Source organism: Sphingomonas aerolata (assembly GCF_003046295.1).
GTDB lineage: Bacteria > Pseudomonadota > Alphaproteobacteria > Sphingomonadales > Sphingomonadaceae > Sphingomonas > Sphingomonas aerolata.
Genome location: NZ_PZZN01000002.1, coordinates 970,453 through 983,956, shown reverse-complemented (window position 1 = coordinate 983,956; position 13,504 = coordinate 970,453). Strand labels below are relative to the sequence as shown.

General features: G+C 68.1%; 17 protein-coding genes. 11 read left to right on the top strand and 6 right to left on the bottom strand.

The annotated features are described in order from the left end of the window. Positions 1–171: 171 nt before the first annotated feature. The 7 genes from C8J24_RS12060 (at position 172) to C8J24_RS12030 (ending at position 5,717) form a co-directional block, all read left to right on the top strand. The gene (locus C8J24_RS12060; RefSeq protein WP_107932539.1) at positions 172–753 is read left to right on the top strand and encodes an SRPBCC family protein; all 582 of its coding nucleotides are present in this window, start codon (positions 172–174) and stop codon (positions 751–753) included. Continuing rightward, the gene (locus tag C8J24_RS12055; RefSeq protein WP_107932537.1) at positions 753–1,931 is read left to right on the top strand and encodes a zinc-dependent alcohol dehydrogenase; all 1,179 of its coding nucleotides are present in this window, start codon (positions 753–755) and stop codon (positions 1,929–1,931) included. Before C8J24_RS12060 ends, C8J24_RS12055 begins: the two co-directional genes overlap by 1 nt. A 14-nt stretch (positions 1,932–1,945) precedes the next feature. Continuing rightward, on the top strand, positions 1,946–2,746 hold the full coding sequence (locus C8J24_RS12050; RefSeq protein ID WP_037530287.1) for an SDR family NAD(P)-dependent oxidoreductase: 801 nt from the start codon (positions 1,946–1,948) through the stop codon (positions 2,744–2,746). A gap of 99 nt (positions 2,747–2,845) precedes the next feature. Further along, positions 2,846–3,325 (top strand): MarR family winged helix-turn-helix transcriptional regulator, encoded by a 480-nt coding sequence (locus C8J24_RS12045; protein WP_031439715.1) that lies wholly within the window; start codon positions 2,846–2,848, stop codon positions 3,323–3,325. A gap of 98 nt (positions 3,326–3,423) precedes the next feature. Next, positions 3,424–3,684 (top strand): DksA/TraR family C4-type zinc finger protein, encoded by a 261-nt coding sequence (locus C8J24_RS12040; RefSeq protein WP_031439716.1) that lies wholly within the window; start codon positions 3,424–3,426, stop codon positions 3,682–3,684. Positions 3,685–3,739: 55 nt separating this feature from the next. Beyond that, positions 3,740–4,612, top strand: a complete 873-nt coding sequence (locus C8J24_RS12035) for an exonuclease domain-containing protein (RefSeq protein WP_107932534.1) — start codon at positions 3,740–3,742, stop codon at positions 4,610–4,612. A 97-nt stretch (positions 4,613–4,709) separates the two neighbouring features. After that, positions 4,710–5,717: a zinc-dependent alcohol dehydrogenase family protein gene (locus C8J24_RS12030; protein ID WP_107932532.1), complete on the top strand. Its 1,008-nt coding sequence runs from the start codon at positions 4,710–4,712 to the stop codon at positions 5,715–5,717. A 17-nt stretch (positions 5,718–5,734) separates the two neighbouring features. On the opposite strand, the gene C8J24_RS12025 is transcribed toward C8J24_RS12030, so the two are convergent. Then, positions 5,735–6,169 (bottom strand): DUF3291 domain-containing protein, encoded by a 435-nt coding sequence (locus C8J24_RS12025; RefSeq protein ID WP_107932529.1) that lies wholly within the window; start codon positions 6,167–6,169, stop codon positions 5,735–5,737. 126 nt (positions 6,170–6,295) lie between these two features. Here C8J24_RS12025 and C8J24_RS12020 point away from each other — a divergent pair, with 126 nt between their 5' ends. Genes C8J24_RS12020 through C8J24_RS12010 form a run of 3 tightly spaced genes read left to right on the top strand, consistent with a single transcriptional unit; the run spans position 6,296 to position 8,331 of the window. Beyond that, positions 6,296–7,168 (top strand): SDR family oxidoreductase, encoded by an 873-nt coding sequence (locus C8J24_RS12020; protein ID WP_107932527.1) that lies wholly within the window; start codon positions 6,296–6,298, stop codon positions 7,166–7,168. Then, a complete protein-coding gene (locus tag C8J24_RS12015) occupies positions 7,165–7,377 on the top strand; it encodes a hypothetical protein (protein ID WP_037529043.1) in 213 nt (70 codons plus the stop codon). The genes C8J24_RS12020 and C8J24_RS12015 overlap by 4 nt, the downstream gene beginning before the upstream one ends. Positions 7,378–7,416: 39 nt before the next feature. Further along, positions 7,417–8,331 (top strand): EthD domain-containing protein, encoded by a 915-nt coding sequence (locus C8J24_RS12010; RefSeq protein ID WP_107932525.1) that lies wholly within the window; start codon positions 7,417–7,419, stop codon positions 8,329–8,331. A 10-nt stretch (positions 8,332–8,341) separates the two neighbouring features. Here C8J24_RS12010 and C8J24_RS12005 read toward each other — a convergent pair whose 3' ends face one another. Next, positions 8,342–9,148 carry a universal stress protein gene (locus tag C8J24_RS12005; protein WP_107932523.1) on the bottom strand — a complete coding sequence of 269 codons (807 nt, stop codon included), beginning with the start codon at positions 9,146–9,148 and terminating at the stop codon, positions 8,342–8,344. Positions 9,149–9,204: 56 nt separating this feature from the next. After that, positions 9,205–9,687: a potassium channel family protein gene (locus tag C8J24_RS12000; RefSeq protein ID WP_107932521.1), complete on the bottom strand. Its 483-nt coding sequence runs from the start codon at positions 9,685–9,687 to the stop codon at positions 9,205–9,207. Positions 9,688–9,818: 131 nt separating this feature from the next. Here C8J24_RS12000 and C8J24_RS11995 point away from each other — a divergent pair, with 131 nt between their 5' ends. Further along, positions 9,819–10,391, top strand: coding sequence for a cytochrome b (locus C8J24_RS11995; protein WP_167396749.1), 573 nt, complete (start codon positions 9,819–9,821; stop codon positions 10,389–10,391). Positions 10,392–10,407: 16 nt separating this feature from the next. On the opposite strand, the gene C8J24_RS11990 is transcribed toward C8J24_RS11995, so the two are convergent. From C8J24_RS11990 to C8J24_RS11980, 3 genes are read right to left on the bottom strand one after another with little or no spacing between them, the layout of a single operon-like run. Next, positions 10,408–10,956 carry a RidA family protein gene (locus tag C8J24_RS11990; RefSeq protein WP_107932517.1) on the bottom strand — a complete coding sequence of 183 codons (549 nt, stop codon included), beginning with the start codon at positions 10,954–10,956 and terminating at the stop codon, positions 10,408–10,410. Between the two features lie 35 nt (positions 10,957–10,991). Next, a complete protein-coding gene (locus C8J24_RS11985) occupies positions 10,992–11,564 on the bottom strand; it encodes a GNAT family N-acetyltransferase (RefSeq protein ID WP_244180648.1) in 573 nt (190 codons plus the stop codon). A gap of 5 nt (positions 11,565–11,569) precedes the next feature. Next, the gene (locus C8J24_RS11980) at positions 11,570–13,171 is read right to left on the bottom strand and encodes a flavin monoamine oxidase family protein (RefSeq protein WP_277352409.1); all 1,602 of its coding nucleotides are present in this window, start codon (positions 13,169–13,171) and stop codon (positions 11,570–11,572) included. Positions 13,172–13,504: the final 333 nt, after the last annotated feature.

Below are 13,504 nucleotides of genomic sequence, written 5' to 3'. Positions count from 1 at the left end.
TTTATGCGTCGGGGTTCCCCGCCGCCCCGCCGAGAGAAATCTACTGAGCGACATCAATTTCCCGGGTGGCTGACGACGAGCCGTCGCTGTGTTGCGACGAACCGCCCGGCGCCCACCGGCTCCCCGCCAGACTGACGCGTTGGGAAAGCATCTTTGGACAGGAGAACGGACATGTCGCAGTCCCCTACCGATCATACCGACGACGCACCCCCGACGACGTGGAAGAAGGGCGATCCGATCGCCGCCGAGGGCCTGCCGACCACAACCGGGGACAGCATCGTCGGCCGCACGGTGACGATCAATCGCCCGGCGGCCGAGCTGTTCGCCTATTTCCGCGACTTCACCAACCTGCCGCGCTTCATGGAAAACGTCGTGTCGATCACCCCGATCGACGCCACGCGGTCGCATTGGGTGGTCAAGGCGCCCGCGGGCCGCACGGTCGAATGGGACGCCGTCGTGACCGACGAGACGCCCGACCGGGTGATCGCCTGGACGTCCGAACCCAGCGCCGATGTCGCGAACAGCGGCCGGGTCGAGTTTCGCGACGCGGGCGCGCGCGGCACCGTCGTCACCGCGACGATCGTCTATGATCCGCCCGCCGGCATCGTCGGCAAGATCGTCGCCAAGATGTTCCAGCGCGAACCCGCGATTCAAGCGCGCCGCGACCTGCGCCGGTTCAAGCAACTGATGGAGACCGGCGAGATCGCGACCGGCTCCTTCACCCGCAAACAGCATGACGAGGAGTTCGCCTGATGCGCGCATTGGCATGGCATGGCCGCCACGACGTCCGCGTCGACACGGTCGACGACCCCGAGATCCTCAACCCGCGCGACTGCATCATCAAGGTGACGTCGACCGCGATCTGCGGCTCCGACCTGCATCTCTATGACGGCTATATCCCGACGATGCAGGCGGGCGACATTCTCGGCCATGAATTCATGGGCGAGGTCGTCGAGATCGGTCCCAAATCGACGCTGAAGAAGGGCCAGCGCGTCGTCGTGCCGTTCACGATCGCGTGCGGCAGCTGCTATCACTGCGGCAAGCATCAATATTCCGCGTGCGACAACGGCCTGCCCGCGGACAATCAGGACATCGCGCAGGAGCTGTACGGCCAGCCGATGAGCGGGCTGTTCGGCTATAGCCACATGACCGGCGGCTATGCGGGCGGCCAGGCGGAATATGTCCGCGTGCCGTTCAGCGATGTCGGCCCGATCGTCATCCCCGACGGGATCGAGGACGACAAGGTGCTGTTCCTGTCCGACATCCTGCCGACCGGCTGGCAGGCGGCGGAAAATGCGCAGATCGAGCCCGGCGACACGGTCGCGGTCTGGGGCTGCGGCCCGGTGGGGCTGTTCGCGGTTCAGTCGGCGTTCCTGATGGGCGCCGAGCGTGTCATCGCGATCGACCATTTCCCCAAGCGCCTCGCGCTCGCCAAGCGGTTCGGCGCGGAGACGATCAATTTCGAGGAAAGCGCGGTCTATGAGGCGCTGATGGCGATGACCGGCGGGATCGGTCCCGATGCGGTGATCGACAGCGTCGGGCTGGAGGCGCACGGCTTCTTCGTCGACAACGTCATCGACCAGATCAAGAAGTCGACCTTCCTCGGCACCGACCGCGCACACGCGATCCGCCAGGCGATCATCGCGTGCCGCAAGGGCGGCCGCGTCTCGATGCCCGCGGTCTATGGCGGGCTCGTCGACAAGTTTCCGCTCGGCGCGTTCATGGAGAAGGGGCTGACGCTCAAGACCGGCCAGACGCACGTTCAGCATTACATGCCCGCGCTGCTCAACGCGATCCTCGAAGAGAAGATCGACACGACCTTCCTCATCTCGCACCGGATGGATCTCGAGGAGGCGCCGCAGGGCTACAAGATGTTCCACGACGATCAGAACGAAGTGACCAAGGTCGTGCTCAAGCCCGGCTTCAACTGAGAGGATATCGACCCATGGCTACAGCATCACCACACGGCAAATTCGCCGTCATCACCGGCGCCTCGACGGGCATCGGTTTCGAACTCGCGACGATCGCGGCGCAGGACGGCTATGACATCCTCGTCGTCGCGGACGAGGCGCTGATCGAGGCGGCGGCGGCCGACTTCCGCCAGTTCGGGACCACGGTAACGGCGCTCGAGGCTGACCTGTCGACCACCGACGGCGTCGACGCGCTGCTCGCCGCGACCAACGGGCGCCAGATCGACATATTGTGCGCCAATGCCGGTCGCGGTCTGGGACACGGTTTCCTCGACCAGAGCGTCGCCGACTGGCGCGCGGTGATCGACACCAACATCATGGGCACGCTGTATCTGGTACAGAAGGTGCTGCCCGCGATGGTCGCACGCAACGACGGCAAGCTGCTCGTGACCGGGTCGGTCGCGGGCTATATCCCCGGCGCGTTCCAGGCGGTCTATAACGGGTCGAAGGCGTTCATCGACAGCTTCACCGAAGCGCTCCGCAACGAGATCAAGGATGCGGACGGCGTCACGCTGACCACGCTGATGCCGGGGCCGGTCGACACCGAATTCTTCGACCGCGCCGACATGAACGACACCGATGTCGGCACCGATCCCAACAAGCGCTCGCCTGCCGACGTCGCGCGCGATGGCTGGGACGCACTGATGGCGGGCAAGGGCTCGGTCTTCTCGGGCTGGATGACCAAGCTGCAGGGCGTGATCGCCAATGTCGTCCCCGGCTCGGTCCTTGCCGAGCAGCATCGCAAGATGGCCGAACCCGGCAGCGCGAAGGACTGATCGCGGCATGAAGCGACGCGGCGGGCTTCGGTCCGCCGCGTCGTTTGCCACGATAAGCATCGGCATGGTAGGTCGGCGGCTCAGCCAGGAGCCCCTATCGTGCCCGATCAGCCGCCATCGTCCGATACCGTCCCCCCGCCGCTCCCGCTCGACGAGCAGCTCTGCTTTTCGCTCTACGCCGCGACGATCGCGATCAACCGCGCGTACAAGCCGATGCTCGACCAGCTCGGCATCACCTATCCGCAGTTCCTCGTGCTCCAGACGCTGCACGAGGCGGAGGATGGCCGGACGATCGGCGCGATCGCCGAACGGCTCGCGCTCGAACCGAGCACGATCACGCCGCTCGCCAAACGGCTGGAGGCCGCGGGGCTGGTCACGCGGCTGCGTAATCCGGCGGACGAGCGGCAGATGCATGTCCGCCTCACCCCGGCGGGCCGGACCTGCTGGGCGGGTACGGGGTGCCTCGGGCCGATGATCGTCGACCGCAGCGGGATGACGCCCGACCGGCTGCGCGCACTCAACGCCGAGGTCACCGCGCTGCGCCGCGCGCTCGGCGATCCGGATAGCGCAGGACGCTAGCTGGCGCCGCCGCCGGACCCGCCGACGTGCAATGCCGACGATGCTTTCCCATATAGGTCAGGCACCTGACACGATCGGGGCACGAACGGAGACGAAGCATGGCAGGCGGCTGGACGCGCGATGGCGCGGTGCAGGATCAGATCGACGATACCGTGATGGATGCGGTGATGGCGGCGCGTGCGCGGATGCCGGTCGGCGAAAGCGAGGAACAGTGCATCGCCTGCGGCGACGACATTCCGGAAGGGCGGCGCCAGGCCGTGCCGGGCGTACGGACATGCATCGCCTGCCAGAGCGGTCGCGATCGGCCCGCGGCCTCGCTGTTCAACCGCCGCGGCAGCAAGGACAGCCAGCTTCGCTGATGCGGATGGTGACGGGGGATCGCGTGCCGCTCAGGTCGGCGCTAGGGGTGACGCCATGCTGACGACGACCGCGCTGCAACCGCTGGCCCATGACCTTGACGAGACCGCGCCCGATTTCGTCGTGATCGACGTCGAGACCGCCTGCGCGCGCGTCAGCAGCATCTGCCAGGTCGGGATCGTCGGCTTCCGGAACGGTGCCGAGGTCTTCGCCTATGAGACGCTGGTCGATCCGCGCGACGAGTTCCATGCGTTCAACACGCGGATCCACGGCATCGCCGCGCATCATGTCGTCGGCCAGCCGAGCTTTGCCGACATCCATGCGACGGTGACCGCGCATCTTTCGGGGCGGACCACGGTCGCGCATTCCTATTTCGACAAGGGCGCACTCGCCGCCGCGTGCCGCGTGCACAATCGCCCGGCGATCGAGACGACCTGGCTCGACAGCGTGCGCGTCGCCAAGCGCGCCTGGCCCGATCTGGCGAACCACAAGCTCGGGCAGCTCGCGCGCTATCTGGGGATCGAGCATCGCCACCACGACGCGCTGAGCGATGCGCGCGCCGCGGGCTGGGTGATCGTCAAGGCGATCGACCATACCGGGCTGACGCTCGCCGACTGGCTCGCCCCGCCGCGCGTCGCCGGCCCCGCCCCCGCCGCGGCGCTCGACGGGCCCTTGCGCGGCGAACGGATCGCGCTGCTCGGCCAGCCGCGCGACGGGCCGCTCGCGCACCGTGTCGCCGCGCTCGGCGCGCGGGTGATGACCTCGGTCGGCGCGACCACGACGATCCTGCTCGTCGCCGGCCCCGACCCGCAGGCGCGCGCGCTGCGCACGCATCCCGCCCGGCTGAAGGCGGACGCCTATCGCCGCGACGGTGGCGCGATCCGGACCCTGGGCGAGGCCGACCTGGACGCACTGCTCCACCGGGTCTGACGTCGGGACGTGCCGGGGATCGGGTAAAGCTTCCGACATCGCATGCGGCTGTTTGCCCGGCTCGGCCGTTGGGGCCGCGAACATCAGGAGTTTGACGATGAAGGCCATGACGCTGCGATCGCCCGCGGGGCTCGACACGCTGCAGAGCGAAGACCGTGCGGATCCGGGCGTGCCGGGCGCGGGAATGATCCGTGTCGCGCTGCACGGCAGTTCGCTCAACTACCATGATCTGGGCGTCGTCACCGGCCGGATGCCGACCGAGGACGGCCGCATCCCGCTGTCCGACGGCGCAGGCGTGGTCGAGAGCATCGGCGACGGCGTGACCGAATTCGCGGTCGGCGATCAGGTCGTGTCGTGTTTCTTCCCCGACTGGCAGACGGGCACGCCGACGATCGGCGATTTCTCGCGGACGCCCGGCGACGGCATCGACGGCTTTGCTCAGCACCATGTCGTCCTGCCCGCGACCGCCTTCACGCATACGCCCAAGGGCTATGACGCGGTCGAGGCGGCGACGATCACCACCGCCGGGCTGACCGCGTGGCGCGCGCTCGTCGTCGACGGCAAGCTGAAGGCGGGCGACACCGTGCTGCTGCTCGGCACCGGCGGCGTCTCGATCTGGGCGTTGCAGATCGCCAAGGCGATGGGCGCGCGGGTCGCGATCACCTCGTCATCGGATGAGAAGCTCGACCGTGCGCGCGCGCTCGGTGCCGACTTCACGCTCAACTATCGCGACGAGTCCGACTGGGGGCGCAAGGTCGTCGACTGGACCGGCGGGCGCGGCGTCGATCATGTCGTCGAGGTCGGCGGCCCGGGCACGCTGGCGCAGTCGATCACCGCGGTCCGTGTCGGCGGGCACATTTCGCTGATCGGCGTGCTGACCGGTAATAGCGGCGAGGTTCCGACCGCCGCTCTGATGGGCAAGCAGGCGCGGCTCCAAGGCCTGATCGTCGGCAGCCGTCAGGAACAGCAGGACTTCGTCCGCGCGATCGACGCGACCGGGATCAAGCCGGTGGTCGACCGCCGCTTCCCGCTCGACCAGCTTGCCGAGGCGTTCGCCCTCCAGCAGAGCGGCGCGCATTTCGGCAAGATCGGCATCGAATGGTAAGCGCAGCGACCGGGTAATTACCCCCGGCGCGGCGGGATCGCTGCCGCGCCGGTCAGCCGCGGCGGGCGGTAATTGAGCGCGGCATGACCCGTGCTCGGATACCGGACCTTAGACGGCCGCCCCTCGCCGCGCATCCGCCGATCCGCCTCGTCCCAGCCGGGCAGGTCGGCGGTCTCGGTAGTCCAGTGGGTGATGCTGGCCTCGTCACACCAGTGCATCAGCTTCGGCATCGCCTTCAGATGCGAGCCATCAGTAATATAGCGCTTCATGGCCGCGGCATCGCGCCAGACCGTCATCGTCCAGAAGGTCAGCGCACGGTCGCGCAGGATGGCCCCGGTGAGATACCCTTCGGCACGCCGCACCTGCGCGGTGGTCCTCAGCGCATCGAGCGCGAACAGCGGCACGAACCGCAGCGCGCGCAACCGAAGCCGGGTGATGCTGACAAAGGCCATGCGCGACACCTACGCCTGCCCGCATCGCCCAGCAACTGCGTGATCGGCCTCCCGCGGCGGAGCGATGCGCGTGCTGGTTCGTTCGACCCGCATATTCCCCCTAAACTGTATCCAGGACACGAGACTATGAGCGATCCCCGCAGCAGCGCCCCCACGTCCTTTCCGAACGAGCCGCAGCAGCCGAGCCCCGGTCTCGAGGTCGCGATGCGCAACAAGCCCGATCATGGCGAGGACAGCTATGTCGGCAAGGGGCTGCTGAAAGACCGCGTCGCGCTGATCACCGGCGGCGATTCGGGGATCGGTCGCGCGGTCGCGATCGCCTATGCGCGCGAAGGCGCCGACGTCGCGATCTCCTATCTCGCCGAGGAACAGGCCGATGCGGACGAGACCAAGGCCTGGGTCGAGAAGGCCGGCCGCCGCTGCATTCTGCTGCCCGGCGACATTCGCGACCGCGATCACTGCGCGGCTTTGGTCGAGCGCACCGTCGCCGATCTCGGCAAGCTCGACATCCTCGTCAACAACGCCGCCGCGCAGACGACCAACGAAGGGCTCGACGGGATCGACGACGACGAGATGCAGGATGCGTTTTCCGCCAATGTCTTCGCGATGATCCGCCTGGCCAAGGCCGCGGTGCCGCACATGAAGCCGGGCGCCGCGATCGTGAATTCGACCAGCGTGCAAGCGAAAATCGCGACCGAGAACATGATCGTCTATTCGACCACCAAGGGCGCGATCGCGAGCCTGACGATCGGGCTGTCCAACCTGCTTGCCCCCAAGGGCATCCGCGTCAACTGCGTCGCGCCCGGCCCCGTCTGGACGCCGATCCAGCCGATCGCCAAGGGCGGCGACGAGCTCGAGACGCTCGGCCAGAACACGCCGCTCGGCCGCGCGGGCCAGCCGGGCGAGCTCGCCCCGGCCTATGTCCTGCTCGCCTCCGACGAGGGCAGCTACATGTCGGGCGCGCTGCTCCCGGTGACGGGCGGCATGCCGATGCTGTGAGCGCCCGCCCCGCGCTGCACTTTGTCGGGTTTCGCGGCGACGAATACAGCGCCGCGCTGCGCATCTTCGGCCCGCCGGATTTCATCCATATCGGATGGGACCGGTGGGCCCGTCAGGAGGTGATGCCGGGCGACATCGCCGTCTTCGCGCGCGGCACCGCCGACGACGAACCCTCTGTCTACAGCGTCCCCGATCTCCGCGAGCGCTGACGCTGCGCCCTCCAATTTCTCCAGAACAAAGATTCTTCCATGTCAGACCCCAGCGTCACGACCGACTATTCCGCGCGCGATTCGCGGATCGCGATCAACACCTTCACGACGGTGCTGCGCCGACCGCAGGTCCCGCACGAGGTCTTCGCGACCTATTGGCGCGACGTGCACGGACCGCTCTGCTCGCGCATTCCCGGGCTCGGCTGGTACGTCCAGATGCATCTCGATCGCGCGCAGGATGCGCATCTCTGGCCGGCGATCGACGGGATCGCGCCGTTCGACGACTATGTGCTCGATGGCGGGGTCGAGATCGGCTTTGCCAGCGCCGCGGATCAGGAAATTTTCAACGCCGCCTGTCCGATCCTGTTCGCCGACGAACAGAACATGTTCGCCGCAACCGTCGCCTATGCGCTGCCGCAGGGGTCGCGGACGCTGGTCGACCGGATCGCCAACCCGGTGCCCAATGGCGGGGAGAGCATCGACCGGCTCCACGTCCATTTCGGGATCGGCGACACCGATGCCGCCGGGTTTGCGGACTTCATGACGCAGTTCGCGCAGACGCTCGCCGCCGACCCCGCGGTGCTGAAGCTGCGGCTGCATCTGCCCGAGCGCTACGACAATGCGGACCCCGCGCCGCCCGCGCCCGACGTCGCGCACACCGTGCCCCCCGAGCGTGAACAGGTCGCGATCCTCGAATTCGCTTTCGAGACACCGATGACCCGCCGCCGCTTCTTCGCCTCGGACCGCTTCACCGCCACGATCGACGGACAGAAGGCACATATCGGCCATGTCGCGGCGTTCGCGGTCAGCGGCGTCTACACCTATGTCCGTGACGGCGAACTGACCGTCGCGGGCCTCCGCGGCAGCCGTCCCGCGCAGCTGATCGAGCGGCTGGGCGCCGCCAACCAGGTACAGGACGACGTCCGCAAGCTGCTGCTGACCGGGGCGCTCTGACCCCGTTCAATCAATGCGCCAGAAAGACGGGGATCGGGCTGCTGGTCAGCATGGTCCGCGTCACCCCGCCGAACAGCGCTTCGGTAAAGCGCAGATGCCCGAACCCGCCCATCACGACATAGCCGTACTGCCCGCTCGCGGCGGCGGCGAGCAGCTGTTTGGGCGCGCCGCCGGGCTGGACCTCGATCCGGCGGATGACGGGGTGGATGTCGTAGCGCGACAGATAGGTGGCGGCGTCCTCGATCGGCGACGCCATCGCCCCGTCGTCGACCGAGAACAGCGTGACCTGGTCCGCGAGCCTGAGCATCGGCACCGCCGCGCGCAGCGCCGCCGCGGCGCAGGGCGACCCGTCCCACGCGACCAGTGCAGTCGCAAGGTCGATCCCACGGGACTCGCCCGGCACCGCGAGCACCGGCTTGCCCGACTTGACGATCAGTTCGCTCGCGGTGCGGCGCATGTCGATCACCGACGGGTTGTCGAGCCGGCGGTTGAGGACGATGACGTCGGCGAGTGCCGCGGCACGGACGATGCACGCCGCCGCCTCCCCGGTCGCATCGACCCAGTTCCACGCGACATCCTCGCGCGCGAACCGCGCCTCGAGCGTCACCTTGTTGGCGCGCTCGCGCGTCGTTTCGTCGGCCAGCACCGCCGCCATCGCATAGCCGGCCTCGCTATAGTCGTTGCCCAGGATCGGCGGGATATAGGTCACGTCGAGACAGGTGATATGCCCCGTCAGCGCACGCCCGAGATCGAGCGCGGCCTGGAGCCGGGCCTCCTGGCCCTCGTCGTCATGCGCCAGCACCAGAATGTTTTTCAACGGACGCCTTTCGGGTTGGATACAGCGCTATTGCTAGGCTGCCCGGCGCGCACGCGTTATTGCGGTTTATACGGATCCGCCGCGGGGCGCGGGGTCGCTGGCCGCTCGGTGAATTCGCGCTCGACGATCGTGATCCGCGCGACCATGGCGACGAAGAAGGCGGTCGACCAGCCGAGCAGGATCACGCCATTGGCGCCCTCGATCGCGCCGACGATCCGCCACGATTCCCCGAGCAGCACGTCGCCATACCCGATCGTCGTATAGGTCGCGGTCGAGAAATACAGCGCGGTGCCGAAATCGGCGAGCGCGCCGGTCCCGCTGTACAGCAGCGCATAGGCCCAGATCTCGATCCCGTGGACGACGAACAGCGCGGTCGCGGCGCCGACGATCCCGATCACGTCATGCCAGCGCCGCCGCACCCCGGTCCTGTGCCCCTGCCGCCGGATCACCAGCAACAGCCCGGCGAGCCCGGCAAGATGGACCAGGATGGTGGCCAGCACCATGCCCGTCGCCACCGCGAGCTGGACGAAGAGGTTCATCGGCCGAGCGTAGGGCGGCGGCCTGCGGTTTCCCATGCGGGTATCTACCTAGACCGGCCCGGTGCAAGCGGGATGAACACTGTACGCCGATGGCGGCGCGGCGTAGAACCGGGCGACCGGGGAGACAGCAGATGACGGCACGACGCGATGGCGCACGGCGCTACAATTTGGGCGCGATCGCGTTCCACTGGATCATCGCAGCGCTGGTCTTCATCCAGCTCTATGTCGGCTGGACCTTTGCCGACATGCCGCGCGGCGACCTGCGCACCGGCTGGTTCGACTGGCACAAGACGCTCGGCTTCACGATCCTGCTGCTCAGCATCGCCCGGCTGATCTGGCGGATCGCCAATCCGCCGCCGCCCTTCCCCGCTGCACTCCAGACCTGGGAACGCGTGCTCGCCCGCGCCAACCACGCGCTGTTCTACATCATCCTGATCGGCCTGCCCGCGACCGGGTGGATGTATCTGTCGACGGGCAAGCCCGCGCTGACCAGCAGCACCACCTCGCTCATCGGCGGCTTGAGCTGGCCGTTCATCCCCGGCCTGCCGCGCGGTGCGCATGAGGGGTTTGAAGAGGCGCACGGCCTGCTCGTCTGGCTGACCTGCGCGCTGCTCGTCCTGCATGTCGGCGCCGCGTTGAAGCATCAGTTCGTCGACCGTATCGGCAACCGGATGCTGCCGTCGGGGGCGGGGGGCGACAGCTGACCGCCGCCCCGCCGCCTCAGCGACGCGGCATCCGCGCCGCGGTCGCCTCGATCTCGACGAGGTAATTGGGGCCTGCGAGCGCCGCGACCTGCACCGTCGACCGCGCGACCGTATTGGGGTTGTCCGCGCTCCCGAAGAACTGCTTGAAGCCGTCGTTCATGCCGGCAAAGTCCATCTTGCCGTCGCCGAGCTTCGGATCGGCGGTAACGAACACCGTCAGCTTGTAGACATCGGCCATCGTATAGCCATGCTCGGCCAGGATCGCCTTGATCTTCGTGAAGACGCTGACCGTCTGCGTCCTGGTGTCGCCGAACGACTCGACGCCGGTGACCGGTTTCGACGGATCGATCGGCGCGGCGAGCTGCCCCGACAGCACCAGCGTCTCCGCGCCCGCGGGGATGGTCACGCTCTGCAGGATCAGCGACGGCCCCGGCCCCGGATTGGCGTGGCGGACGATCTGCGCGGAGGCCGAAGTCGCAAGCATCGTCGCCGCGGCGATGCTCACCCCCAGACCGGCACGGGTCAATGTACGCGAGACGCGGTTCACGATCGGTCGCACTGGCATGGTCGTCTCTCCCAAAAATTCGGTGGTCCCGCGCGTCAGGACGCGTCGGGCGTGTGAAGCGCCTTGGTCATCGGTACGAACGGAACCGCGATCCCGTCCGCGTCGACGGTGATCCCGGGCTCCGCGACGAAGCCGTGGCTTTCGTAAAAGGGGACCCCCGACAGCGTCGCCATCAGCGCGAGCTTGTCGAACCCCGCCTCCCGCGCGGCCGCCTCGCTCGCCGCCATGATCGCCGATCCCACCCCGCGCCGCGCAAAGCCGGGGGCGGTGAACATCGCACGGATCCGCGCCGCATCCTGCCCCGGTACCAGCAGCGCGGCGGATCGGTCGGCATAGCGATCGCCACCGAACAGTGTGGCGAAGCGGCTCCACCCCCCGCACCCCGCCAGCGCGCCGTCGATCTCCGCGACCAGATAGCTGCCGTCGTCGACCAGATCGGTGTCGACGCCGAAGATCGTCCGGATCGCACTCGCCAGCGCGTCGGGGGCGTAGAAGCCCTGCCCCAACGTCGCCGCCGACGTCGCGATCATCTGCTCCAGCGCGGGGATGTCCTCGCGCCGGGCCGCCCGGATCGTCACCCCGCCCGTCGTCGCCGTGCTCATCACCATGCCGATCACGCCGCCACCCGGTCCGGCCGCGCACCCATATCGGCCCGTTGCAGCCCCGCGATCGCGGCGATCGCGTGATGCGCCGACTGGACCGCGCCCTCCTGCCATCCCGGCGTCTGGCTCAGCGCGGCGCTGGCAAAGACGGTGCGGCCCGCGGGCTGGCACAACAGTCGATAGCCTTCGGTATCGATATCACCCTCCTGATGTCCCGCCATCCCGACGAACCAGTTCGGCCACGGCCCCAGGCTGTACGGGATCTTGTTCCAGTTGACCGCGACGCCGTTGATCAGGTCCTTGCCATGCCCCGGGTGCAGCCGCTCGACCGCCGCGCGCGCCCGCTCGACCTGGTCGGCGATCGGCAGCTTCGCAAAGCCCTCCGCCCGCTCCCCCGAGGTATAGCAGGCCAGCAGCATCCCGCGCGGACTGAACAGCCCTGCGCTCGGATACCAGATCAGCGACGTCTCGCCACCGACGAACGAGATGCCGCCATAGATCTGGTCCTGTTCCCAGAAGCGCGGCGAATCGAACGCGACCTTGTTCGAATGGTCGTACACCACGCCCGCAATCGCCTGCGCGACGGGCTTGGCGAAATCGCAATCGACCTTGGCGAGCACCGGAAAGGGGATCGTGCAGACCGAGAAATCGGCGCGCGCGATCCGGCCGGCGCCCGTCTTCGTATCGCGCCAGGCGATCTCGACGCCATCGGGGCGGTTGCGGATCCGCGTCACGTCGGCGCCGCGCACCACCTTGCGGGTCAGCGCGCGCTCGAACCCCGCCGGGATCCGGTCCATCCCGCCGACCGGCTGGAACATCGTCGCCTGCATGTAGACATTGTCCTCGAACAGCATCGCCGGCAGCTGTTCGTTGGCGAGAAGCCGGTCGAGCGGCATCGGCGCGGGCGGTCGCGCGAAGACGCCGACGCCCGCATCGGGAAACGCCTGGAACCCCGATCGCAACGTCCCTGCGAAATGCCCCGTCGCGTCGAGATCGCCGTACGTCTTGAGGAACGGCAGCAACGCCTGCTTGTCCGCCGCGCTGAGACTCTGGTCGAGCGCGCCCTGGTTGACCGCCTTCATCAGCAGTTCGGCAACATGCCCGCGCGTGTCGTTGATCGCGGTGCGCATCCGCACCTTGTCGCCCTTCTGCCCCATCAGGAAGGCGCTGCGGCTCGAATTGATCTCGACCTCGAGCGGGACGCCGAGCTTGCCGCAATAGCCGAGGATGCGGTGGTGGAAGCTCGGCAACCGCGCCGGCCCCGCATTGAAATAGGCGCCGTCGGAGAAGCGCGCGACCTGGTCCGCCTCGCCGTCCATCACGATCCGGTCGCCGTCGCGCACCGTCCAGTTGCGCCCGCCGACCCGGTCGCGCGCCTCGAGCACGGTGACGTCGAACCCCGCCTGCTGCAGTTCATAGGCGGCAACCAGCCCGGCGATGCCCGCCCCCAGCACGATCACCGACCGCCCCTTGCCAAAGCCGGCGGGCAGATCGGGCATCGGCGCCGCCGCCGCGACATTGCCCGCGATACCCAGCGCCTCCATCGCGCCGAAGGTCGCGGCCGCGCCGCCCGCCATGCCGATATGCTGTAGGATCGATCGCCGCGTGATCATCTGTGAGTCCGCCCCGTTTGCGCGGCCTCGACCGCGCGTCCCCTGGAAAGTCGCTCACCTTCGCGTCGTCCGTCCTGTTGGCTCGGATCCGCGGCACACTCCCCCGGCGACCGGCGCGTTGCCCGCACCAGCTCGTTATCGTTCGTCCCTGCGTTTTGTTATGACCGCATGACACCCCAATTGAATCGATCGCGCAAGCAGTTTTTGTCCTGTTTCGCGCGCATCCCGGTGCTATTGTTACGCCCAAGGAGATTGCGGTATTCCAATCCATTGCTCCGCCGCCGTGCGGTACCGGTCCGTCCATCATGCACGGCGCAGGCCGGGGCAATCGGC